The 22693-nt window shown below is 61.5% G+C and carries 22 protein-coding genes; 10 read left to right on the top strand and 12 right to left on the bottom strand.

Annotation, left to right across the window (positions count from 1 at the left end; translation table 11 throughout):
* The coding region (locus tag A2J01_RS22725; protein WP_197494275.1) for a chloride channel protein at positions 1-346 on the top strand (346 nt) is incomplete at its 5' end.
* Positions 347-390: 44 nt separating this feature from the next.
* Here the strand turns inward: A2J01_RS22725 and A2J01_RS22720 are convergent.
* The 4 genes from A2J01_RS22720 to A2J01_RS22705 all read right to left on the bottom strand — a co-directional run bounded on the left by A2J01_RS22720 (position 391) and on the right by A2J01_RS22705 (position 5041).
* A complete protein-coding gene (locus tag A2J01_RS22720; protein ID WP_064113643.1) occupies positions 391-1260 on the bottom strand; it encodes a TIGR03619 family F420-dependent LLM class oxidoreductase in 870 nt (289 codons plus the stop codon).
* 322 nt (positions 1261-1582) lie between these two features.
* Positions 1583-2773 (bottom strand): 4-hydroxybenzoate 3-monooxygenase, encoded by a 1191-nt coding sequence (locus A2J01_RS22715; protein WP_007730544.1) that lies wholly within the window; start codon positions 2771-2773, stop codon positions 1583-1585.
* Between the two features lie 98 nt (positions 2774-2871).
* Complete coding sequence (locus A2J01_RS22710) at positions 2872-3624, bottom strand: IclR family transcriptional regulator (protein ID WP_003943227.1); 753 nt, start codon at positions 3622-3624, stop codon at positions 2872-2874.
* 49 nt (positions 3625-3673) lie between these two features.
* On the bottom strand, positions 3674-5041 hold the full coding sequence (locus tag A2J01_RS22705; RefSeq protein WP_003942969.1) for an NAD(P)/FAD-dependent oxidoreductase: 1368 nt from the start codon (positions 5039-5041) through the stop codon (positions 3674-3676).
* A 124-nt stretch (positions 5042-5165) separates the two neighbouring features.
* Between A2J01_RS22705 and A2J01_RS22700 the strand changes: the two genes are divergently transcribed.
* The 3 genes from A2J01_RS22700 to A2J01_RS22690 all read left to right on the top strand — a co-directional run bounded on the left by A2J01_RS22700 (position 5166) and on the right by A2J01_RS22690 (position 9264).
* A complete protein-coding gene (locus A2J01_RS22700; protein ID WP_058038355.1) occupies positions 5166-6056 on the top strand; it encodes a LysR family transcriptional regulator in 891 nt (296 codons plus the stop codon).
* A 93-nt stretch (positions 6057-6149) separates the two neighbouring features.
* A complete protein-coding gene (locus tag A2J01_RS22695) occupies positions 6150-7613 on the top strand; it encodes a benzaldehyde dehydrogenase (RefSeq protein ID WP_064113642.1) in 1464 nt (487 codons plus the stop codon).
* Positions 7614-7767: 154 nt separating this feature from the next.
* The gene (locus A2J01_RS22690; protein ID WP_202426560.1) at positions 7768-9264 is read left to right on the top strand and encodes an MFS transporter; all 1497 of its coding nucleotides are present in this window, start codon (positions 7768-7770) and stop codon (positions 9262-9264) included.
* Positions 9265-9291: 27 nt separating this feature from the next.
* On the opposite strand, the gene A2J01_RS22685 is transcribed toward A2J01_RS22690, so the two are convergent.
* The gene (locus A2J01_RS22685; protein ID WP_007730535.1) at positions 9292-10155 is read right to left on the bottom strand and encodes an SDR family NAD(P)-dependent oxidoreductase; all 864 of its coding nucleotides are present in this window, start codon (positions 10153-10155) and stop codon (positions 9292-9294) included.
* A 47-nt stretch (positions 10156-10202) separates the two neighbouring features.
* Positions 10203-11090: an SDR family NAD(P)-dependent oxidoreductase gene (locus A2J01_RS22680; RefSeq protein ID WP_058038475.1), complete on the bottom strand. Its 888-nt coding sequence runs from the start codon at positions 11088-11090 to the stop codon at positions 10203-10205.
* 241 nt (positions 11091-11331) lie between these two features.
* Here A2J01_RS22680 and A2J01_RS22675 point away from each other — a divergent pair, with 241 nt between their 5' ends.
* A complete protein-coding gene (locus A2J01_RS22675) occupies positions 11332-11679 on the top strand; it encodes a hypothetical protein (protein ID WP_007730530.1) in 348 nt (115 codons plus the stop codon).
* Positions 11672-12322, top strand: a complete 651-nt coding sequence (locus A2J01_RS22670; protein ID WP_063315528.1) for a Dabb family protein — start codon at positions 11672-11674, stop codon at positions 12320-12322. The genes A2J01_RS22675 and A2J01_RS22670 overlap by 8 nt, the downstream gene beginning before the upstream one ends.
* Before the next feature lie 5 nt (positions 12323-12327).
* On the opposite strand, the gene A2J01_RS22665 is transcribed toward A2J01_RS22670, so the two are convergent.
* Positions 12328-13254, bottom strand: coding sequence for an alpha/beta hydrolase (locus A2J01_RS22665; protein ID WP_064113641.1), 927 nt, complete (start codon positions 13252-13254; stop codon positions 12328-12330).
* Between the two features lie 280 nt (positions 13255-13534).
* Between A2J01_RS22665 and A2J01_RS22660 the strand changes: the two genes are divergently transcribed.
* Entirely contained in the window at positions 13535-14257 is a 723-nt protein-coding gene (locus A2J01_RS22660) for an IclR family transcriptional regulator (RefSeq protein WP_007730520.1), read from the top strand.
* Between the two features lie 108 nt (positions 14258-14365).
* Here the strand turns inward: A2J01_RS22660 and A2J01_RS22655 are convergent, their stop codons facing one another.
* Positions 14366-14947: a PadR family transcriptional regulator gene (locus A2J01_RS22655; RefSeq protein ID WP_064113640.1), complete on the bottom strand. Its 582-nt coding sequence runs from the start codon at positions 14945-14947 to the stop codon at positions 14366-14368.
* 138 nt (positions 14948-15085) lie between these two features.
* Entirely contained in the window at positions 15086-16351 is a 1266-nt protein-coding gene (locus A2J01_RS22650; protein WP_007730518.1) for a cytochrome P450, read from the bottom strand.
* 368 nt (positions 16352-16719) lie between these two features.
* On the opposite strand from A2J01_RS22650, the gene A2J01_RS22645 reads away from it, so the two are divergent.
* Positions 16720-17766: an NADP-dependent oxidoreductase gene (locus A2J01_RS22645; RefSeq protein WP_030536117.1), complete on the top strand. Its 1047-nt coding sequence runs from the start codon at positions 16720-16722 to the stop codon at positions 17764-17766.
* A 61-nt stretch (positions 17767-17827) separates the two neighbouring features.
* Here A2J01_RS22645 and A2J01_RS22640 read toward each other — a convergent pair whose 3' ends face one another.
* Positions 17828-18913 (bottom strand): TerC family protein, encoded by a 1086-nt coding sequence (locus A2J01_RS22640; protein ID WP_003942925.1) that lies wholly within the window; start codon positions 18911-18913, stop codon positions 17828-17830.
* Positions 18914-19138: 225 nt separating this feature from the next.
* On the opposite strand from A2J01_RS22640, the gene A2J01_RS22635 reads away from it, so the two are divergent.
* Entirely contained in the window at positions 19139-19486 is a 348-nt protein-coding gene (locus A2J01_RS22635) for a hypothetical protein (protein ID WP_003943172.1), read from the top strand.
* A gap of 4 nt (positions 19487-19490) precedes the next feature.
* Here the strand turns inward: A2J01_RS22635 and A2J01_RS22630 are convergent, their stop codons facing one another.
* Positions 19491-20723, bottom strand: a complete 1233-nt coding sequence (locus tag A2J01_RS22630) for a PucR family transcriptional regulator (RefSeq protein ID WP_064113639.1) — start codon at positions 20721-20723, stop codon at positions 19491-19493.
* A gap of 148 nt (positions 20724-20871) precedes the next feature.
* Here A2J01_RS22630 and A2J01_RS22625 point away from each other — a divergent pair, with 148 nt between their 5' ends.
* The gene (locus A2J01_RS22625; RefSeq protein ID WP_003942902.1) at positions 20872-21699 is read left to right on the top strand and encodes an SDR family oxidoreductase; all 828 of its coding nucleotides are present in this window, start codon (positions 20872-20874) and stop codon (positions 21697-21699) included.
* Here A2J01_RS22625 and A2J01_RS22620 read toward each other — a convergent pair.
* On the bottom strand, positions 21700-22693 hold a 994-nt coding region (locus A2J01_RS22620), incomplete at its 5' end, for a PucR family transcriptional regulator (protein ID WP_064113638.1).

Genomic DNA, 22693 nt, shown 5'->3' with positions numbered 1-22693 from the left:
GTATGCCGCTGGAACTCCCGGCGGACTGTTCGCTCCCTTACTCGCTCTCGGCGCGCTCTGGGGGTCGATCTTCACCGGACTGTCGAGCTTCGTGCCCGGAGTGGACGCCGGGCTCACGGTCACCATGGCCACCGTCGGTATGGCGGCCTTCTTCGGCGCCGTAGTACGCGCACCGTTCACCGGCATCGTGATCGTGGTCGAAATGACCGCGGTGACGTCGACGCTGGTCCCGATGCTCGCTGCCACTGCGGCAGCGGTATTCGTCACCACGTCGGCAGGGTCGGCACCTATCTACGACAGTCTGCGCGAACGGATGTTGGAGCCGCAACGCCCGCATACGGATTGATCCCCGCACACGGGTCATTGCAGCACGGGTGCGCTACGTGAATTTCAGAATTTGCAGATGACTTCCTCGGAGAACCTGCGTACCGCATCTTTCTTCGCTTCCAGGTCGCAGTCGAACCCGAGGCCGTACATGGCCCAAGGAATGACGATCGATTCCGTCACTCCGCTATCGGCCAGTTCCAGGGAGCCGTCGAGACCGAAGCGATCGGCGCAGACGGCCTGAATTTCGAACGGGGACTCGGCGCGCCCGTACTCGACCCGCAGGACGCCGATCCTCGCGATGAGAGCTTGCAGATCAGCGAAAGAGACTGTAGCCGAGGTCCAACCGTCACCCACTCGCGCTGCACGGCGCAATGCGGCCGCGGAATGTCCTCCGATGTAGATGGGGACGGGATCGACCGGCGCCGGGCTCATCTGCAGCCTGTCGAAGTCGAAGAACTTGCCGTGATGTTCGACCATACCGCCGCCTAGAACCAGTCGCAGTACCTCGAGCATCTCGTCGACTCGCGGGCCTCGATCCTTGGGGGAAGCGCCGCACCACTCGAATTCCTCTGGCGCCCAGCCCACACCGACCCCGAGACCGAAGCGGCCTCCTGTCAGATTCGCGACCGACCCCACCTGGCTTGCCAGCAGCAGAGGATTGCGTGAGCTGAGCTCGAGCACCTGCGGATAAAAGCGAATCTTCGACGTTCCGGGTCCCATGAAGGCCGCGGCAATCATGGGGTCTACAAATGGTGTCTTCGCGTCCCACATCCGCACACCGTCAGCGGTATACGGATACCCGGTAGCGCCCCGCTCGGGAAAGAACAGTGAGTCGGGCATCGTGATCGAAGAAAAGCCGTATTCTTCGGCCACTTTCGCAAGTGCAACGAGTTGAGAGAGGGGAATCATCGCCACGGCGAGGCTGAACTTCATCGGAAGATCCCTCTGTTCAGTTGACCGGAGCGACTGAAGTGCCTCGATGAGCTCGAAGTCGGTTCGCACCGATCGGCTTGGGAGACAGTGGATCCTGAACAGTCACTTCTTGCAACGCTCAGTCATACGACAACTCCCCCGCAGTGCGGTCGAAGCATCAGCCACCCTCGGTTGGACAAGGACGTGTTCGAGGTTACAAAGCTCCCGCTACTTCGGCTCGGCGGCTTCCCGCCAGGCGGACACATACCAAGAACTTCGGGGTCCTGGTGACACCTGGCACCCCACTCCCCCTGATTTCGCACCGTGCAACCTGCGAATCGGCCTACTGATGCAAGGGAGTTCCGACGTAGTTCTCGGCGATCAGCGTTCGTCCCGCCACGGAACGCGTGACCATGTCCAACTCGGCCAACTGTCGGCGATGCCCGAAACCGCTGTCGTCTGGCAAGCGATGGAGCATCGACGACATCCACCACGAGAAGTGCTGCGTCCGCCACACACGCGGCAACACCGTTTCGGTGTACCCGTCCAGCATCTTTCGGTCGGACGAGGTGAAGAAACCGTCCATTGCCTTCGCCAGTGCGTAGACGTCGGCGATCGCGAGATTCATTCCCTTCGCGCCGGTCGGCGGCACGGTGTGCGCCGCATCCCCTGCAAGAAACAGGTTGCCGTGCTGCATCGGCTCACACACGAAGCTGCGGAACTGGAGGATCGACTTCTGAAAGATCCTGCCGTCCTTGATCTCCGCCCCCTCACCGTCGACGCGCATGTGCAGCTCGTCCCAGATTCGATCGTCGGACCAGTTGTCCACGGAGTCGTCCGGATCGACCTGAAGGTAATGACGCTGTACCTCGGGCGTCCGTGTGCTGATCAGTGCAAACCCGCGCTCATGGTTGGCATAGATCAGTTCTTCGGACGACGGCGGCGCCTCGGCCAGGATGCCGAACCACGCGAAGGGATACTGGCGGAAATGATCCGTTCGGATCGACGGTTCGGGAATCAGCTTTCGCGTTCCGGTGCGTGAACCGTCGCAACCGGCCACCAGGGCGCACTCGAGCTTCTGATCATTTCCGTCCGAGTCGACAAAAGTGATACTCGGGCGATCCGATTCGTGATCGTGTACTTGCGCGTCGGACACTCCGAATCGAATGTCCCCGCCGTCAGCGAGACGCCGCGCGATCAGATCCTTGAGCACCTCGTGTTGCGGATACACCGTGACTGCTCGCCCGTCGGTCAGTTCGTCGAACGCGATTCGGTGCCCTCGTCCACCGAATCGCAACTCGATTCCGTGATGTTCGAGGCCCTCCCGCTTCAGTCGATCACCGAGTCCGGTCTCGACCATGAGATCAACCGTGTTCTGTTCGAGCACGCCGGCACGAATGGTGCCTTCTACCTCTTCGCGGGTGCGGCATTCCAGGACAACCGAATCGATTCCCTTCAGATGCAACAGATGCGAGAGCATCAACCCGGCGGGACCACCACCGACGATTCCGACCTGGGTGCGTGAAGAAGACATACAGAGAGCTCCTGAGGTGAGTGACGATTGAGACCACCCTCGACCACGATCACTCCTCTGAACAGCTGCAATTTCACTCAGTGAAAGACCGAAACGAGCTATCGAAACCCACCGCTACCAAGCCCGCGTGATATTCCACGGGCGGCCGCGACCAACGCGGGCAGTAAAGGAGCTGGATCCTGCTCCACCGGAACAACTGTCGAGACCGCTGCCACGACACTGCCCCCGGCTTCGCGGACAGGAGCGGCGACGGCAAGGGTTCCGACGTTCAGATACTCACGACAGACCACGAATCCGGCGCGCCTGATCTCGTCGAGAGTTGCTCGCAAAATCCGCTCGGAAGTAATGGTTTTGGGAGTGAACGACTCGAGGCCGGCGCGAAGGACGTCGTCGAGAAGCTCGGTTCCGCCGTGCGCGAGGAGAATCAATCCACCGCTGGACGCGTGCAACGGCAATCTTCCGCCGGCACGGCCGACCACGGTGACGGCGCTACGCGAGGACAAGCGCTCGAGGTACAGAGCCTCGGTGCCCTCACGAACGACCAACTGCACGTTCTCTCGGGTGACCTCGTACAGGTCCTCGAGGAACGGCAACGCCACCTGCCGTAGGCCGTGAGCGCCGGGAGCAAGAGCGCCGATCTCCCACAACCGGACTCCGACCTGGTACTTGCCGTCACTCCGACGCTCGAGTGCGCCCTCAGCCACCAACTGCCCACACAGTCGGTGGACGGTGGGCAGAGGCAAACCGCTGCGACGACTGATCTCCGACTGCGTCAACCGCGGCGATTTCGCGTCGAAGGCACCGAGCACGATAAATGCCCGGCCGATCAACGAACGCTCGCCTGATGCCATTCACACAGTGTGACTGACATCAGGCGAAACGTGTTCAGGCGGTGCGGAGCTACGCGGAGTGCGCCAATTCGGGTTCGCGTTCGGTCACCGGCGGCGTGGCCTCGATCTTCATCGGCTCCTGCGCGTAGTGGAAGTGCGGACGACGGTGACCGATGAACGAACCGAACCACGACATCACAGCGACATACCGGTTGCGGAAGCCCACCAGATACATCACGTGCACGGCCAGCCACATGAACCAGGCGATCGTGCCCTTGAACTCGACCTTGCGGACGCGACACACAGCGCTGAATCGGCTGATGATCGACATGCTGCCCTTGTCGAAGTATTTGAAAGGCGTTCCGGCCTTGACCTTTCCGTTCACAGTCTTCGCTGCGTGACGGCCACCCTGCATTGCAACGGGCGACTGACCCGGCAGACCGTTCAGCGAAGTCATGTCGCCGATGGCAAAGACGTTGGCAAACCCGCCGACGGTCAAGTCCGGATTGATGAGCAGACGACCTGCACGGTCACTCTCACAACCGGTCGCCTCGCCGAGCACTGCTGCGAAGTCGTTGGCGCGAACACCGGCCGACCAGATGACGGTCTCGGCGTCGATGCGCTTCTCTTCCTTGGTCTTTGCCGAAGAGACGGTGACACCGTGCTCGTCGATGGCGGTGACCATGGTGTTGAGAACAACCTCGACACCCGACTTCTCGAGCGAGGCCTGTGTGTACTCACTGAGCTTGCCGCCGAAGGCCGGAAGCGCAACACCCGCGCCCTCGACCATGGTGACCGTGACCTCGTCGGCGCTGATGTTGTTGATGGACTTGGCGAAGTAGCGACGCGCCAGTTCCTTGATCTGTCCGGCGAGCTCGACGCCGGTCGCGCCTGCACCGACGACAACGAAGCTGAGCAGGTTGCGGCGAACCAGCGCGTCGTTGGTGGTGTGAGCCTCTTCGAAGCAACGCAGGATCTGCTTACGCAGGACCTCGGCATCCTCGACGGTCTTGAGCTTATAGGTGACCTTTTCGAACTCGTCATGACCGAAGTACGCCTGGGTGGCACCGGTGGCTGCGATGAGCGAGCGGTATCCGAGAGTGTGGCGGGTGCCCGAAGCCTCGTAGACGACGGTGTTCTCTTCGGCGTTGACCTCGACGACGCGACCGAGACGCACGTCGGCGTTGGGGTACTTCTGCAGGATCGTGCGGATGGGCGGAGCAACTTCGCCTGCCGACAGAACACCAGTCGCCACCTGGTAGAGCAGCGGCTGGAAGAGGTGCTCGGTGGTGGCGGAGATGAGGACGAACGGCGTCTTGGACTTCGCGAGGGTCTTGGCCGCGGCGAGGGCTCCGAATCCCGAACCGACGATGACTACCTGAGTCTGCTCGTGTCCAGTCGCGTCGATGTCAGCGCGACCCGCAGCTGTTCTATCCACAACAAATCTCCTCAACCAAATTGAAAGTATGACTATTACGGTATGGACTGATCATGGGTCGGGTCCAGCTAGCTGGAGTATTCGCAAGACTGTTATCTCGATTGCTCATAAGTAAGCTGTCCTCATGGACTTCCGCCAACTCAAGTACTTCCTCGTCGTGAGCGAGGAACTGAGCTTCAGTCGCGCTGCCGAGCGCTGCTTCATCTCGCAGTCGGCGATCAGCCATCAGGTCGCCCGACTGGAGAAGGAGCTTGGCGCGACACTCTTCGAACGCTCGACCCGAGCCGTTCGCCTTGCCCCGGCAGGATCGCGACTCGTGCCCATCGCGCAGCAAGTCCTCAGCCTCGAAACGATGGCCTACTCCGTCGCACGCGACCCACGAGCCCGGATCCGGATCACCGGAAACATGAGCTTCGCCGCTCAGACGCTGGACGCCATCGCACACGTGCGCGAACTTCATCCGGACCTGGACGTCGAGTTCGTCATCAAGAGTTTTGCCCACCGCATGGACGCCGTGGCCTCCGGTGACGCCGACATCGCGCTGATTCGCGGCGGCGTCGACCGCCCCGGACTCGAACCCTTGGACCTCGGCGTCGAAGATCTGCTGGTCGTCATGTCGAGCCGGCACCCCCTGGCCGGCCAGCAAAGCGTCGACCTCAATGATCTGGCCGCATACCCCCTGCTCCTGCCGCCGCGCCAAAGCCAGGTGCTCATTCACAAGGTGGTCGAGGACGCGTTCCGCGAGATAGATCGACGCGTCCAACTGGGCCCTGCAATTCCGAGCGATCACACAGCCACGCTGGACGTGATCACCAACCCGCGCGCCTGGACCCTCCTGTATTCGATCACCGCAGGCGAATCTCCACGCGCCGGCATCAGCTTCATGCGAGAATCGAACGGCCGCTTGCGAATTCCCGTCTCGGGAGTGACCCGCAGCGGCGCCACCCACTCGACCGAGTTCGCCGATCTGATCCAAGCGCTCAAGGACGCCATGAATCCGTCTTTCACTGAGTGAAAGTGCGATGGCGATCGACTCCCCTCACGGCGCAACGTGGTCCACAACCATGTGATGCGGCGCGCGGTTGCATCCCTTTACCGAGGAGCGGCCATGACGCGTTTGCTGAGCGAACCTGTGTGGGAATCGAAGATCTTCGACGGCGAATGGGTTCGCGGTAGCGCCGACGATCGTATTGTCGTCGAGCCGGCCACCGGCAAGCAGTTGACGACGGTCGGCATGGCAACACCAGACGACGTGGCAGCCGCTGCAACAAAAGCTACTGCCGCTCAGAAGGATTGGGCAGCAAGGCCGTACACCGAACGAGCCGCCGTTCTACGCCGCGCCGGTCAACTGTTCGAGCGGTACGCCGACGAAATCGGCGAATGGGTAATCCGCGAGGCCGGCAGCATTCCCGCCAAAGCCGGACTGGAAACCCACACCGCTGCCGAAGAGTGCTACAACGCAGCAGCTTTGGCCGCACACCCCGTCGGCGAGGTGCTGCGCTCGGAGCAACCGCGACTGAGCTTCTCTCGTCGCGTCCCCGTCGGCACCGTCGGCGTCATCGCACCGTTCAACTTCCCGATCATTCTGTCGATCCGTGCAGTCGCTCCCGCACTGGCACTGGGCAATTCGGTGATCCTCAAGCCTGATCCGCGCACGGCGATCTGTGGCGGTGTGGTTCTTGCCCGCATCTTCGAAGAAGCCGGTTTGCCTGCCGGAGTGTTCGGCATGCTGCCGGGTGGCGCTGACGCCGGTGAGGCAATCGTGGTTCATCCGAGCGTTCGCGTCATCGCATTCACCGGGTCGACCCGGGCAGGACGCGCTGTCGGTGAACTGGCGGGCCGCCATCTCAAACGAGCACACCTCGAACTCGGGGGAAACAACGCACTGATCGTCATGGACGACGTCGACCTCGAAAAGGCCGCATCTGTAGGCGCTTTCGGATCCTTCATGCACCAGGGGCAGATCTGCATGACCACCGGCCGCCAACTCGTCCACGAAAGTATCGCCGCCGACTACACCGCACTCCTTGCCGAACACGCCGACAAGCTTCCGGTAGGCGACCCGTTCACCGGTCAGGTCGCACTCGGACCCATCATCGACTCCGGACAACGCGACCACATCCACTCCCTGGTCACCGGAAGCATCGCGGCCGGAGCAAAACTGGCGGCCGGCGGCACCTACGAAGATCTCTTCTACCGGCCCACCGTGCTGGCCGACACCCCACTCACCGCGCCGGCATTCGCCGACGAAGTCTTCGGGCCAGTCGCACCGGTCACCTCCTTCGCCACCGTCGAACAGGCCGTCGCCATAGCCAACGATTCCGAGTACGGACTGTCACTGGGCATTCTGACCTCCGACGCCATGCGAGGGCTCGAGCTCGCCCAACAAATCCCCACCGGCCTCGTACACATCAACGATCAGACCGTCGGCGACGAAGCAGTCATCCCGTTCGGCGGTATGGCGTCTTCGGGTAACGGTGGCCGCGTCGGCGGTATCGGCGCAAACCTCGACGCCTTCACCGAAACGCAGTGGGTGACTGCGCAGAGCGCACTCCCGGTCTACCCCTTCTAGTCCGGAACACGCCGAGTTGGTCCTGAATACACCGAGCTGGTCCCAGGGGCTCACTGACCAGCATTGACGGGATCGATCTCGCGGACTTACCATCCAGAGAAAATTACTTCGGCACATTAAGCAATTTCTCTTGTAATTCCCGAGAAGGACCCACTTGACGAATTCAGTGACGACCGACAGCGCCGCGCAGCCAACGGTCCACGACACCCCGGATGTATCCGTCGTAACATCGCCGCGCCGCGAGGCCGTCATCATCGGGGCGCTCAGCCTGGCCGCGATGATCGTCTCGATGATGCAGACACTGCCCGTCCCGATTTTGGGGCGTATTCAGTCCGATCTGGGCGCATCCGCGGCCGGCATCAGTTGGGTGACGACGGCGACGTTGCTGTCGGCCGCCGTTTTCACTCCCCTGTTGGGCCGCTACGGCGATCAGCACGGCAAGAAGCGCACGCTGGTCGGCGTTCTGGTCGTCATGGTCATCGGTTCGATCGTCGCCGCACTGGCACACAATCTGCCACTTCTCATCCTCGGACGCGTCCTCCAGGGGACCGCCACCGCCATCTTCCCGCTGGCTCTGTCGGTCCTGCGTGAAGAGGTCCGCCCACACAAGCTTCCCGGCGCGATGGCATTGGTCAGCGGAACTCTCGCATTCGGCAGCGGGCTCGCCCTCGTAGCCACCGGACTTCTCACATCGGCTCCGGATGCCGACTACCGCAATGCCTTCTGGATGGCCACCGGGTTCGCGTTGCTTGCCCTCGTCGCCGTCATCACGCTGGTTCCGGCAACCAAGCACAAGAGCGGCGGGCGCGTCGACGTCATCGGCGCGCTGAGCCTGGGCGCTGCACTCCTTCTGCTCCTATTGTCGATTTCGCAAGGCCACCAATGGGGTTGGTTCTCACCCGTGACCATCGGTGTTTTCCTGGGCTCGATCGTGATGTTCGCAGTCTGGGTCTGGATCGAGAAGATCGTCGACGAACCACTGGTCGACATGCGAATGTTCGTCCACCGGCCCGTGATGATGGCGAATCTGGCGGGGGTCATGCTGGGCTTCGGAATGTTCGCCAACTTCCTGGGCATCTCCTATCTCGTGCAGCTTCCCCACGCCCTCACGGGATACGGATTCGACGCCAGCATTCTGCGTGCGTCGGTGGAATTCCTGCTGCCGGGTGCGATTGCCTCGCTGATCGCAGCACCGATCGGTGGGCGGCTCATCAGAGTGCGTGGGCCACGCTTCGTCCTGGGACTCACCGCCATCTGTGGTGCGGTGCCGTTCGCCTGGCTCGCGTACGACCACACGCACACCGCGTCGGTCATCGGTGCCGGCATCGTGATCGGCGCCGCCGTGAGCCTGGGCTACGCGGCCATGCCCGCGATCATCATGTCGAGCGTTCCGCGACACCAGAGTGGAATAGCCAACGGCATCAACTCGATCTCCCGTTCCACCGGCAGCGCCATGGGCAGTGCAGTGGTGACTACGATTCTCGCCTCGATGACCATCGCGAACCTGCCAGAGGGCGTATCCGCTCTGCCCAGCGAATCCGCCTTCACCGTCACCTTCGTCACTGCCGCCGTAGCTTTCGCTCTGGTCGGCCTGGTGGGTTGGTCAGGCCTCCCCAAGAGTGCGTCGACGTCTGTCAACGGCAGCGCGTGAACAGGCCTGCTCCGAACAGCTCCGCATTCACGAGATGCCCATGCGTGTGAGCATTGTGCGAGGATCGGCGGGAGGTAGCAGGTCTCGAAGCTGAGCGGCTCGGCGGTCGGTGAACTGCCGACACGCGTCGTCGTCGGAGAACACCCAGAAGTCCCCACGCGCTATTGCTTCGGTCATGTGCTCGGCGGCATCGAGCGGGTCGAGTCCGGATTCGACGTTCGCCTGTTGCATTGCATCGAAGACAGCGTTTGCCGTGACGTTCGTAGTCGGCGCGTCACGCTGGGCCGCACGAAAGATCTCACTCCGGATCGAGTGTGGAACAACAGCACTGACCTGAATCGGAGAGTCGACCAACGACAGATCTTGGTGCAAGCTCTCGGTCATCGCCAGCACCGCGAACTTACTGACGATGTACGGTCCTTGCACCGCGGCGCTGTTGATCCCGCCGACAGAAGACAGATTGGCCACACACGCCGGCTTACCCACCTTCAACATCAATGGCACGAAAGCACGAAGGCAATAGAAGACGCCGTCGACGTTGATCTCCATCAACCGTCTCCACCGCGCACCACTGACTTCCCACAGCAACCCGGCCGTCTCCACTCCGGCATTGTTGACCAGCAACTCGACGCTGCCGTGACGATCGAACACATTGTCCGCCATCCTCTTCACGGCATCGGCATCCGCTACGTCCACCCCATGGACGTCAGCTCTCCCACCGGCCGCGCGAATGTCCTCGGCGACGAGCGACGCACGCTCCTCGTCGATGTCGGCAACGACCACCGTCATTCCCAGCCGCGCAAGGTGACGGGCGAACCCTGCACCGATACCGGCCCCCGCACCGGTCACGACGGCCGTGCCGGTACCGAACCGGCGTTCAGCGTGGGACATCTCCACTCCTCGGGTTGTGTCGCCGAAACTATTGCTCGACAAAGACTTCAGATTCCTTCGGGCAGAATGTTGGGATTGCACCACGTCGGTGGCTCACGTCTGGGCATCAGCCCTTGCCCGTCGAGCGCCTTCACGACCAGATCCTGATACCAGGGAAAATGAAGACTGAAGGCTACAAGGCCGGTCCGCTCGGCCGCGGGAAGAGAACACATGGCCAGTACCGTCTCGGCAAGATACTCGACGGGCTCGGTTTCGTATCCATCCGGAATGAGTGCGTCGGCGCCGGGAGTCGAGATCGCAGTGGAAGGCCCCACCGAGTTGACCGCGATATTGTCGTCCAGCACCTCCGCGGCGAGGCCCTGTGTGAACCTGTGCAGTGCTGCCTTCATCGACGCGTAAATCACGTCACCCGACGTCTTGTTGTAGTCGCGGAAGGGCCTGATCGGATTCAGTCCCGTCGAGGAACCGATGTTCACGATCCAGCCTGCGCCGCGCTCTCGCATGTAGGGGATGGCTGCCTTCGACAGGGCGAACGGCGCGCGAATGTAGTGGTCGAGGGTCCGATCGAACGTCGCCAGCGACATCTTCTCGATCGGCGCGTAGTCGGCAAACCCGGCATTGTTCACGAGGATGTCGATACCTCCGGTCCGCGAGACGACCTTCTCGATCAATCCGTCGCGAGCCTCGGAATCCTCGAGATCGGCCGGAATGGCAAGTGCACGACCGTGTTGCGACTCGATCATCTCGACGGTCTCGGACAACGTACCGCCGATGACGACATTACTGTCGGCACGGACTGCCGCGGTAGGCCGAGCCGACCGTGCGGTGACGACCACGGTTGCCCCCTCTGCCGCCAGTCGCCTGGCGATCGCCCTGCCGATGCCTCGACTGCTCCCGGTCACCAGCGCGGTCTTCCCTACCAGCGAGTGATTCAACTGCTCCTCCAAGGCTCTTCCACTTCACGACATCGAACACATGACGTATGTGTTCGACTTGAGTTCGACTGCATTTCACGCAATCGTTGTCCGCCATGTTGCATCATCCGATTCTGTTGCACAGCAACGATTCCCGCCTGACGGGAGGTGTCGAAATGCCGGGCACATGACCAAATCCGCTATCTCCCGCTGTGTGAGATCGAAAGCATCACAACGGGTTAGGGGAAAGTAATCTTCACCAATGGCAGATGAAACGCTCTACGTGATCGATCGGATAGTCACGAAACCGGGATGCGGTCGACAGTTCGTCGACGCGCTACTCGACCAGTATTTGCCGAGTGCACAGCGTCGCGGCATGACACTCGCCGACGTACTCGTCAGCCCTCCGTTGTGGTGCGATCAAGACCCGAACACCTTGACCGTCACCTGGACGGTCGACGGCACGGCCGGCTGGTGGTCGATGACGCGCCAGGGCCGCAGAGACTCCACCCTCAGGCAGTGGTGGGATGCAATGGCTCCGCTCATAATCGAACGGAGTCGCTCCATGGCCGCCGCAGCAAAGGACATCGAAGGACTGAGCAATGTATAACGTGACAAGAGTCGTGCACGCCGCCAACGGGGCGGGCGCCGACGAGTGGACCGCTGCAGTGAAGAACATTGCCGCAGTTGCCGAATCGTCGAACGCGCTGCGTCGTCTCGTCTGTACGACACTTCCCGGCGTCATCAACGGCGGAGATCTGATCGTCCATCTTCAGTTCGAAGACGAGATGGCTTGGCAGACAGCCCGAGATGCGGTCGACGACAGCCTGCGCTGCGCCGCCGTCGACCACTTCCACGGTGCCGAGTACTCATCCGGGACCACGGGACGTTCCGGCGCCGAAGCCGCCGGTCAGGTGTACCGAGCGCTGTTCATCCGGGTATCCCCCGGCACACCCCAGGACGTACTCGAGGAATTCGAACGGGATCTGCTCAGGATGCCTACCCATATCTCGTCGATCTGCGCCTGGCGTCTCAGCCGAGTCGACGCAGCGATCGGGCACACACCATGGACTCATGTCTGGGAGCAGGAGTTCACCGACCTCGGCTCACTGCAGACCCAGTACCTCGATCATCCGATTCACTGGGCAGTGGTGGACCGGTGGTTCGACCCCGAATGTCCCGAGGCCGTGGTCCACGACAGAATCTGTCACACGTTCGGCAATCTCACCGAGAGACTCCTGACAGTGAAGTGATCTGCCTACTCGCTACCGAGCGCCTCGCGCGTCATCGCCCAAAGCTTCTGTCGCGCAGGCTCGGTCAGTGACAAAGACGGGATAGTGAGGAAGCCGTGGAACAATCCTTCGAAGCGATGATGGCGCACCGAAACGCCAGCCGTCGCGAGCATCTGCGCATACGCGTCACCTGACGAACACGGCGGATCGAGTTCGGCTGTCACGACGACAGCAGACGGAAGACCGGCGAGCGTCTCCGCACGCGTAGGAATCACACGGGCGTCGTCGCGACCTTCAGGCGCGTACTGCTGCCAGTACCATTCCATCGCTGCGGTGGTGTTGTAGTGACCCGTGCCGTAGAGCCGATACGACTCGGTTTCGAAGTCGTCGTCGATCACGGGGTAGATGAGAACCTGAAGGGCGATTTCCGGACCACCCCGATCCCGAGCGGCAATAGCCACGGTCGCCGCGAGGTTCCCTCCCGCACTGTCGCCCACAAGTGCGATTTTACCTGCGTCGGAACCGTATTCGGCAGCATGCTCGCTGGCCCACGCCACCGCGGCGTAGACGTCGTCGTGGGCTGCCGGTGCCGGATGCTCCGGCGCCAACCGATAGTCGACGGCAACCACTACTGCGCCGACTCCCTGCGCCATCGATCGACAGAATTCGTCGTGACTGTCCAGATCGCAGAACACGAAACCGCCCCCGTGAGCGAAGACCGCGAGAGGAACGTCGTTCGAGGTTCCATGCGGACGAAAGACGCGAATTGCCAGATCTCCACCGGGACCGTCGATTACGTGATTCTCGACTGAAAGCATGTCGGGAAGACCCGTCAGCGGCGCACGTCGGTTCCGAATCAGAGTTCGTAGCTCCGACGGCGGGACACTGGTGACATCCGGGAATCCAGCGTTGAGGGTTGCAAGCATCGCGGTGACTTCCGCTTGAATCGTCATATCGTCTCCTGGTCTCTCAGCCCGGCGGGTGGCGCTACGTCTGCGCCGGCATCCGCGTTTGTCCACTTGGCGTGTGATCACGTCAACGTAGATCGCCCACCACCAAGCAAGGAACCCGCTCTCCCGATCAGTGGTCCGTTTCCGCCGACGAGCACCGGAGGCGTCCGATCCACAGGGTGGCCTTCTTCACAAAGCAGAAAAAACATGTCATCATTCCTAATCGAAATAGCCTTGTCCAGGGCAGTTGTCCAACTTGACTACGGGATAGCAGAGGGAACACATGTCGCTCCAGCTCGAGGTCGATCCCGCAACGCCGAACGCCTTCCTCGACCGAGTCTCTCTGCTACTGGATGCGTTCGGCGGTCGAGATCGTCTCACCCTCGCCGAGATTGTCCGACGAACCGGACTTCCAAGGTCTTCAGCCCACCGCATACTCGACCATCTGGTCCAACTTCGGTGGCTGCACCGCAGCGGCCGCGATTACACGCTCGGGTTGCGGCTCGTGGAACTCGGCTCGTTGGCCGTGTACCAGGACAGACTTCACTCAGCTGCGCATCCGCACCTGTACGAATTGCACCGGCGTACCGGACTGATCGTCGAGATGACGATTCTCGACGGCTCAAATGTGGTGTGCCGCGCCCACATGGCAGGTCGTTTCGCCAGCATGATTCCGAATCGGATCGGTTTCAGCACGCGCGCAGACGGAACTCTCGTCGGCAGGGTCCTCCACACCTTCAACAACGAGCGAGGAGAGGCGGCCGACGAGGTCCGAAAAACCGGCGTGGGATACGGCCGTGACACGCCGATCGACGGATTCGGCACGATCGCCACTCCGATCGGCCCGATCGGCGTCGCGACCTCCGCGCTGTCGATCTGCGGACCGCTCCGACAAATGCCGCTCGACGAGCGGAACTCGCCTCTCACCGGGCTTCTTCGGGAAACAGCCGCTTCCCTGTGGCGAAATGCGGGCGTCCGGACCACCGAAAGCATGCGAGCTCAGTAGGCACGAAGACTAGGCACGAAGACTGGGCACGAAGACTGGGCACGAAAACCTCGACAGCACAATTCTATTGGCGTGGGGCAGAATCTGGAGAGTTGTACCTCCGCACGCTCAGATCAACTTCCAACTACCGGCCTTGACGGGCTGCGGCAAGCCGAGAGCGTTGGCGTCGCCTTGCGCGAATCGAGCGGCGGCCTCATCGATGTCATCGAGCAACTGAGCGGCGAGGTCGATCTCCATCTGAAAATGGCGGCCTATCCATCGCAGACTCATCTCGGTAAATGCCCAGGCGGGTTCATTCTCCGAGTTATCGGCGTGTTCGATTGCCTTGAGCTTCTTTGCCTCGAGGTTGTCGATGTGATCGAGCACTATCGACTTGAGCTGATCGGGGTCGTTGAGGTGGCCGACCCACAGTCTCAACATCACTCCATGTTTGAGAACGGGGGTTTCGATCTCCGATCGGCGTGACCATGATCTGAGAGCCTCGATACCGGATTCGGTTATCGTGAACACTCGTCGACGACGCCCACCCGATTCCGAAACCTCCCGCGAACTGACGAATCCCAGCGTTTCCAGCTTTTTGAGCTCGGTATAGACTTGGCTCACCGACGGGCTCCAGTAATAGAACCCGATGCTCCAGTCGGCCCAGCTTTTCAGATCGCTGCCACTGAGTTCTTCTCCGAATGTGAGCATTCCCAGCACTGCCCAACTTGTCGCGGGCAATGCCGGGTAACACGCAGTTGCGGGATCAGGCACCGGCCCAGACTAACAAGACGTCGACCATCTGACACCGACTTGCCCACCGAGTGGTCTGTTCACGAATTCGTGCAATCAGAAAAGGTTCAATCGCAGTTCGGAGACACCGCGGATAAAGGCCGTGCCACCCCACGTCACTCCACCGTCGACGAGCTCGGTCTTCGGCGCTTTGTCGATCAACGCATTCAGGATGGTCTTGATCTCCAGCCGGGCCAACCACGCACCGAGGCAAGCGTGCGCACCGTGACCGAACGTGATGTGGTCCCGGACATTTGACCTCGACCAGTCCAATCTGTCCGCGTTCGGACCGAATCGAGTTTCATCGCGGTTTGCCGACGCCAGCCACGTCACAATGTGATTTCCGGCCGGAATCACCGCATCTCCCACCGCGTAATCCTCGGGAGCAATGCGAATCATCAACTGCGCCGTCGGCTCATAGCGCAGGACTTCTTCTACCGCGTGATCGAGCAGTGCCCTGTCGTCGACGAGTCGTTCCCACTGATCACGATGGCCCATAAGTGCATTCATGGTGAGACCGACCTGATTGACTGTGGTGTCCAGTCCGGCGATGACCAAAGTCTGCACGGTAGCGGCAACTTGATCCGGCCCGATTATCTCGCCTTCGTCGCCGGCGGAGATGAAGTCCGACAGGATGTCGTCGCCAAGATTGTTGCGCTTCCAAGCGATAACGTCCTGAAGGTGTGCCGAGAAATCACGCTGAGCGGAAATGTAGTCGCTGGTCTGCTCGGCAGTCAGAAACGGATCGAGTAGGTTGAGTCCCTTACGGGTCCACTCGAACATCGTATCGGTGTCGGCAGGTACGGGGATACCGAAAATTTCGCAGACAAGGCGAATCGGTAGCGGATGAGCAACTTCCGTCACCAGCTCGATCTCGGAGCCCCGTCCATGATCGGCAAGCAACTCGTCGACGATTTCCTTCGCCCGCGCGTCGTAACGCTTGATTGCCCTGGGCGTGAACGGGCGCGCCAGTAGCTTGCGCAATGCCAGATGGTCCGGTGGATCCAGCTTCGACAACGATGGGCGCAACAAGTAGGCGTCGCTGCCACCGGCCGCCTTGATCCGCATATTGCGCGGTGCCTCGAGTGCATACTGTTCCGACGAACTCAGCGACTTGTCCGCCAGTGCGCGTTTCACGTCGTCGTAGGCGAAAAGCATGTATACGCCATTCGAATGCTGTTGTACCGGAGCAACTTCTCGCGCAATCGCGTACCGCGCGTACGGATCGGACAGGAAGCCTGGCTCCGTTGGATCGACCAATCCCGTTCTGAGCCAATCCGTTGTGTCATGAACCGCACGCTCCGAACCCACCGGCGAAGTCATAGTCAACCTCTCGTCCTCGACAAAATCACTCACACAAGATCTGGCAGATCATTGACGCCCTCGTAAAAATCCACAGCCGAATACCACTGGTGACGAGCGTCAGCGCTGCGCTGAACTGAACTGCGCAGAGCTTCACAGTCGGACTACGAGGCAACCAACAAACCGCCCGCTGTATGGGAAATGAAGTCGCGCTCCGGACGTCGGGTTGCCACATTCTCACTGAGCGGGCGGGAAGGTGCGCTCCTTGCTGCTCGAGGACAGAATTCCCAGACGTCTTCGCCGTGAATCAGTAAGGCGGCGAGATCAATTCCGGGCAATCGTCCCGAGAAGTGATGCGAACCGGTGTCGAAGCAGATTGGAAATTGCGCATGACCGAATATGTGAACCGCGCTGTGCGAGTCGTTCGAGCTCCCCGCGGCTTGCCTGTCGTAGAAGATTTTCGGATCGACGAGGTTCCGATCCGGCCGCCCGCGGACGGCGAAGTTCTGTTCCGCGCCCACTATCTTTCGATCGATCCGGCGATACGAAGACGCCTACCGTCCACCAGCTCTGCCCCCGGGCCGTTGGGAGCTGTTGCCGGTATCGGCGACGTCGTCTTGGCTGGAGTAGTGCCTGCGCACTCCGGTTTGGACGGCATCGCAGTCGGCGAAGTGATTTCTTCGCGGCATCCTGACTTTGCGGCAGGTGATTTGGTTCGAGGCGGCACGCACTGGCAGGTTTATCACACAATCAAAGGCGCTGCCCTGGACCGCATACCGAGGGAGAATCGAGCTTCCCTAGGAGATGAACTCGGAATTCTAGGACAGCCAGGATTTGTCGCACACTGCGGAATGCGGTTGGTCGCCGACGTCCGAGAGCGAGACACAGTCGTGGTTTCGGCGGCCGGCGGAGCAGTCGGCATGGTTGCAGGCCAAATCGCGAAGCTGGCGGGCGCCCGGGTGATCGGAATCGCAGGGGGTGAGAAGACCGAATACGTTGTGGAGGAATTGGGGTTCGACGCCTGCATAGATAGGAAGACGGCGAACATCGGCGAGCAGTTGGACGAATTGTGTCCGAAGGGCGTCGACGTCTATTTCGACAACGTCGGAGGCTCGATCACGCGAGCGGTTTTCGATCGCATGGCCGATTTCGGAAGGGTCGTCGTGTGCGGAATGATCAGCGAATACAACCAGGATGAAAGCGAAGTCGGGCCTCCCCTACGCCCTGTACTACGCAAACGTCTACGCATCGAAGGGTTCGTCTGCTACGACCACTACGACCGGTACCCGGAGTACCGGGCGTGGGCGTCCGCTCGAATCGCCGAAGGTGGACTGCGCTACCGCAACGATGTCACCGAGGGCATCGAAAATGCCCCAGCGGCCTTGATCGGGCAGCTTTCGGGCCACAACCGGGGGAAGCAGTTGGTGATGATTTGACAAAGGGAGACCACACGTCGTTGTGTGGTCTCCCTTTTCGATTCGTTCAGCCGATCAGGCGTCAGCCTCTGGGCCGAGCATCTACCTTGTCGTCATCGTCGTCGCGCTCGCCGGTTGCGAGCTGGACGCCGGATTTCTCGATGCTGCCGTCAGCACCTGACTTCTCGAGGTCGATCGGTGCATCACCGGTCGCAACCTCTTCGGCCTCAGGCTCTTCCGGTAGCGGCTTCTTGAGACTCAGGATGATCGAGCCTGCCAACACCACGATGATCACCGCGAGGCTGACCAGTGAGGGAATCTCGGGGATCGACGTGCTGATCACCTTGTGGCTGGCCTGCATGATCAGCTTCACGCCGATGAAGGCGAGGATGATCGACAGACCCTTGGACAGGTAGTGGAACTTCTCGAGCAGGCCCGAGAGCAGGAAGTACAGGGCACGCAGACCCAAGATCGCAAACGCGTTGCTGGAGTAGACGATGAATGGATCGTCACTCACTGCCAGCACTGCCGGGACGCTGTCGACTGCGAACACGAGGTCGGCAGCTTCGATGGCGACGACGACGGCGAACAGTGGTGTTGCGACGCGCTTTCCGGCTTCCTTGACGAAGAACTTGGTTCCTGCGTATTCCTCACGGACCGGCATGATCTTGCGCAGCAAGCGAACCGCCAGCGAGGTTCCCGGATCGAAGTTCTCGTCGTCGTCCTTGAGCAGCTTGTAGGCGCTGTAGAGCAGGATGGCGGCGAAGACGAACAGAACGGCCGTGAACTTGCTGACCACGGCAACGCCGGCGGCGAGGAAGATACCGCGGAAGATCAGGGCGCCGATGACACCGAAGAACAACACGCGGTGCTGGTATTCACGGGGCACCTTGAAGTAACCGAAGATCAGGGCGAACACGAAGAGGTTGTCGACGGAGAGGCTCTTCTCCAACAGCCAGGCCGTGGTGAATTCGACGCCCGAGTTCACCCCCAAGGTCAGGGTGACGACCACCGCGAATACGAGAGACAAACCGACCCAGAGTGCACTCCACCAGGCCGCTTCCTTGAAGCCGATGACGTGCGCGCCGCGGTGGGCGAGCAGGTCGATGAGCAACATGACGACGATGACTGCGGCGAACGCGGCCCACGCCCACATGGGAACGTTCATCGCTGACCACCTACCCGAATGGCACTGATGACTGCGGTCACGGGGAGCTCCTTCACTGGGTTCGGACGGCCGTCTCGCCCTCTTATCCAGTGTTCCTTGCCGACTTCTATCCATCCCGGTCGAAATATCGACGACTTTCACACCTGAAGTTGCCGAAACCATGCAATCTGAGGGTGTTGCGTCCGAAACCGCCGCTGGACGGCATCTTGTTCTAGCCTGGCAAGCATGAGCACCTCGTTGTACTACTCCGCCGTCCGCACCACACCGCTGACCGACGACGAGAAGGCCGAAGTCGACCGACTCATCGCCGTCCACAACGACGAATTTCCGTTCGACTACGAGGTCCTGGACCTCTATCCGTCGGATATCCCCAACACTCTGCTCAACGGTTCGACAAAGATCTCGAGCGACCCGACCGAGGTAATCCCTTCGCTCGTCTACTGGTTCAACGCTCTGACCGAACTCCGGCGAGCGGTGCCCGACGCAGACTGGGACGTTTCACTCGACGACACCCCCGCCGATTGGGATGACAGCTCCGGCTATTCGCTCCCCGGGCTCGACGACATGCAGTAGCGAGTCACGGGTTCGCCAGGAGGGCGGCTCCGTAGCTCTCCAGCGCGATGAGCGCCAACTCTGTTGGCAGCCGACGCTGGTCCACGCTGCGGTCTAACAGCTTTTCGGCCTGATCGAGTCGATACCGCACGGTGTTCTTGTGCAGACCGAGCGCCACGGCGGTAGCGGCTGCAGTGCAATTGTTCTCGTAATAGACCCGAACGGTGTCACGGATACGCGTCGTGACACCGTCCGCGCCGGCGAGGCCTTTCAATTCCCGTGCCACCAACGCACGCAGTTCGTCCAGATCTTCGGTGAGCAGACAGGGAACCTGAACATCTTCGTAGACGGTGACCCCCGGTGAACCCGTCGAACGGACCGCGATGCGCTGCGCGGCGAGAGCCTCGCGGTGACTGCGCGCGAATCCTTCCATTCCGTAACCGCTGGCCCCCACCGCGACACGGAGGTCCGAACTCCGAGCACGATCGAGCGCCGCCCACTCATGGTCGTCGAAATGCGCGACCCACGACCACACCTCGCGCGCCCCCGAAGGCAGCGTCAGCACGCGCTCGGCATTCGACTCGTCCACAAAGGAACGCGCATACGAGTCCAATCGGGCCAATACGTCGGCGGCCGGATCGGTGTCGTCCGTCCAGAGAACAAACGCAGTGTGGTGGCGCCGCATCGGGTAGTCGAGAATCTGCGACACCTCATCGGAGTGAAGTGCTTCGCCTGCGACAATCGCGTGCACCGTCTCGGACCGACGCGCAAAAGCGCCGCGCGCCAAGCTCTCACGCTCCTTCGCATACGTTGCCACCAACAATTCGGTGGTCACTTCCAGCCATCTCATCGCCGAACCCCACACTCGGACCAGAAGTGCGCGCTTGAGTTCCGGACCGATCGGGAGTGCTTCTATCGACTCGTCGACGAAGCCCAGCATCGCGAGGCGTCCGGCACCGTAGATCTTGAGCAGGACTCGAAGATCCATACCGCGCCTGGCAACGGTGAGTGCAAGCGCAACCGACTCCGGCGGCGGCGTGACCTCCTGGGAACCGCCCGCGATCGCGGCCACGATGACGCGAAGCTGCGCCGCAGTGCTCGCATCCACATCGCGTCGTAGCTCCCGGTCAGCCGCCACTTCAGGATTGGCCACCGCAATGGCGTCGTCGATGCGTTGAACGAAACCGTCGATCACATCCGGCTGGAGATAGATGGGCGCGAGATTTGCAATCCAGCCGTCCAACTCCGATGTGTCCATGGCGCCTCCCCGACTTGTCACCCTGATTGTGACTTAGTCACAAATCTATCGTCTCACTTCGGCCAAGAAGCCCTAGCAACCCGGTTTCGACTGGTCCACAATCACATCTCACTGCAACCAACCCCTATCTTTGGAGACGCTGGAGTAAATGAACAAACCTTTCGACGGTCAGGTAGTGGTCATCACCGGCGGCGCCCGGGGCATCGGATACGCCACCGCGAAGCGGCTGATCAGCCTGGGTGCGACCGTCGCGATCGGCGACATCGACGAAGCCACTCTCGCGCGAGCAGCCAAGGATTTGGGCATCCGCACGTTCGGGCGCCTCGACGTCACCGACCCCGCCTCGTTCTTCGACTTCCTCGACACCGTCGAAGGTGAACTCGGCCCGATCGACGTGCTGGTCAACAATGCGGGCATCATGCCGGTCGGACGGATCGTCGACGAGGACGACTCCGTGACCAGACGCATCATCGAGATCGACGTCCTCGGCGTGATCACGGGAACCAAGCTCGCATTGCGACGGATGCTTCCGCGCGGACGTGGACACGTCATCAACATCGCTTCGCTTGCAGGCGAACTCCCGTGCCCCGGTTTGTCGACGTACTGCGGCGCCAAGCATGCGGTGTTGGGCTTCACCGATTCTGTCCGCAAGGAAGTTCGTGGCACCGGAGTTCACATCTCGTCCGTGCTGCCGACGCTCACCAACACCCAACTCACCTCGGGCACTTCGGGAATGAAGGGATTCCGAGAGGTTCAGCCGGAGGAAATCGCCGAAGCCGTCGTCGGCTTGATCACCAAACCGCGCCCACGCGTACGCATTACGCGGGTGTCCGGGCTGCTCGTGCAGGCACAGGGCTTCTTCCCCCGGCGGCCGTACGAGGCATTGAGCCGACTGTTCGGCGTCGAGACGCAGTTTCTCGGCGACGTCGACACCGCGGCACGTGCTGCCTACGAAGAACGCGCCCGCGCAAGCTGATCAGGTCAGCTCGGTGGCCGGCCAGTCGAGCAGCTTCGCACCCAGTACGGCAGCGTGGAGCGCGAAGCTGTCGTTGGGATCGTTGACGTTCTGACCGGTGAGTTCACGGATGCGGTCCAACCGGTACGTCACGGCGCGGACGGACAAATGCAGGTCTCGGGCGGTTTTAGCCGTATTGCCGCCGGCGGAAAAGTACGCGAGCAGTGTGTCGATCATCGGTCCAGCGCCACCACGCGCCTCGAGCAGCGGTGTGAGAAGGGTGTGGATCAGGTCGGTGACCGCCGGTCTGTCGTTGACCAGAACCCGGTAGACCAGCAGGTCACGAGCATCGATGATCGGTGCGGTCAACGACAGGCGCTGCGCCAGGTCCAGTGCGTCCAGCGCCTCCCGGTACGACGCCACCACGCCCGAAGCGGTGGTTCGAGGGCGCCCGACAGCGATCTGCCACGTGCCGTCCAAAGGACGCCGCTGCAACTGCACTCGCCCGTCGTCATCGGTCCCCGGCCCGAGAGCCGACCGAATCCCTGCCAGCACGTGGTCGACGGCATCGCGATCCGGCGCCGCGAAAACGACCACCAGTTTGCCGCTCTTGCTGGCGACCAACGCATCGGCGTCACCCTTGCTACCCAGAACGGCACGTTCGACGGCGCGCACCAAAGGGTTGTCGTCGGTGAACTCACGGGCGGCGGTCACTACCGCCACGGCATGCGGACCACTGAGGTGGAGACCGAACCCTGAAGCGCGATCCAACAATCCGACGACGTCAGCGCCGCCGGTCAACAAGTCGTCGACGAACTCGCGGCGTGCCGATACCTGCGAGCGGACCAGAGAACGTCTGGCCAACTGAAACCCTTCGGCCAGTTCGGCGACGGCATCGTCGACGGCACGCAGCATCACTTCGCCGGCCGCGACGACGGCGTTCGGATCCGATTGTGCCGCAATAACAGCAGGCAGTTCACGCCACAGACGCCAGGCCGAGGAGAGATACAGATCG

Origin of the sequence: Rhodococcus sp. EPR-134, assembly GCF_001647205.1 — a bacterium.
Taxonomy (GTDB): Bacteria; Actinomycetota; Actinomycetes; order Mycobacteriales; family Mycobacteriaceae; genus Rhodococcus_F; species Rhodococcus_F qingshengii.
This window is presented reverse-complemented; position numbering and strand designations above follow the sequence as displayed.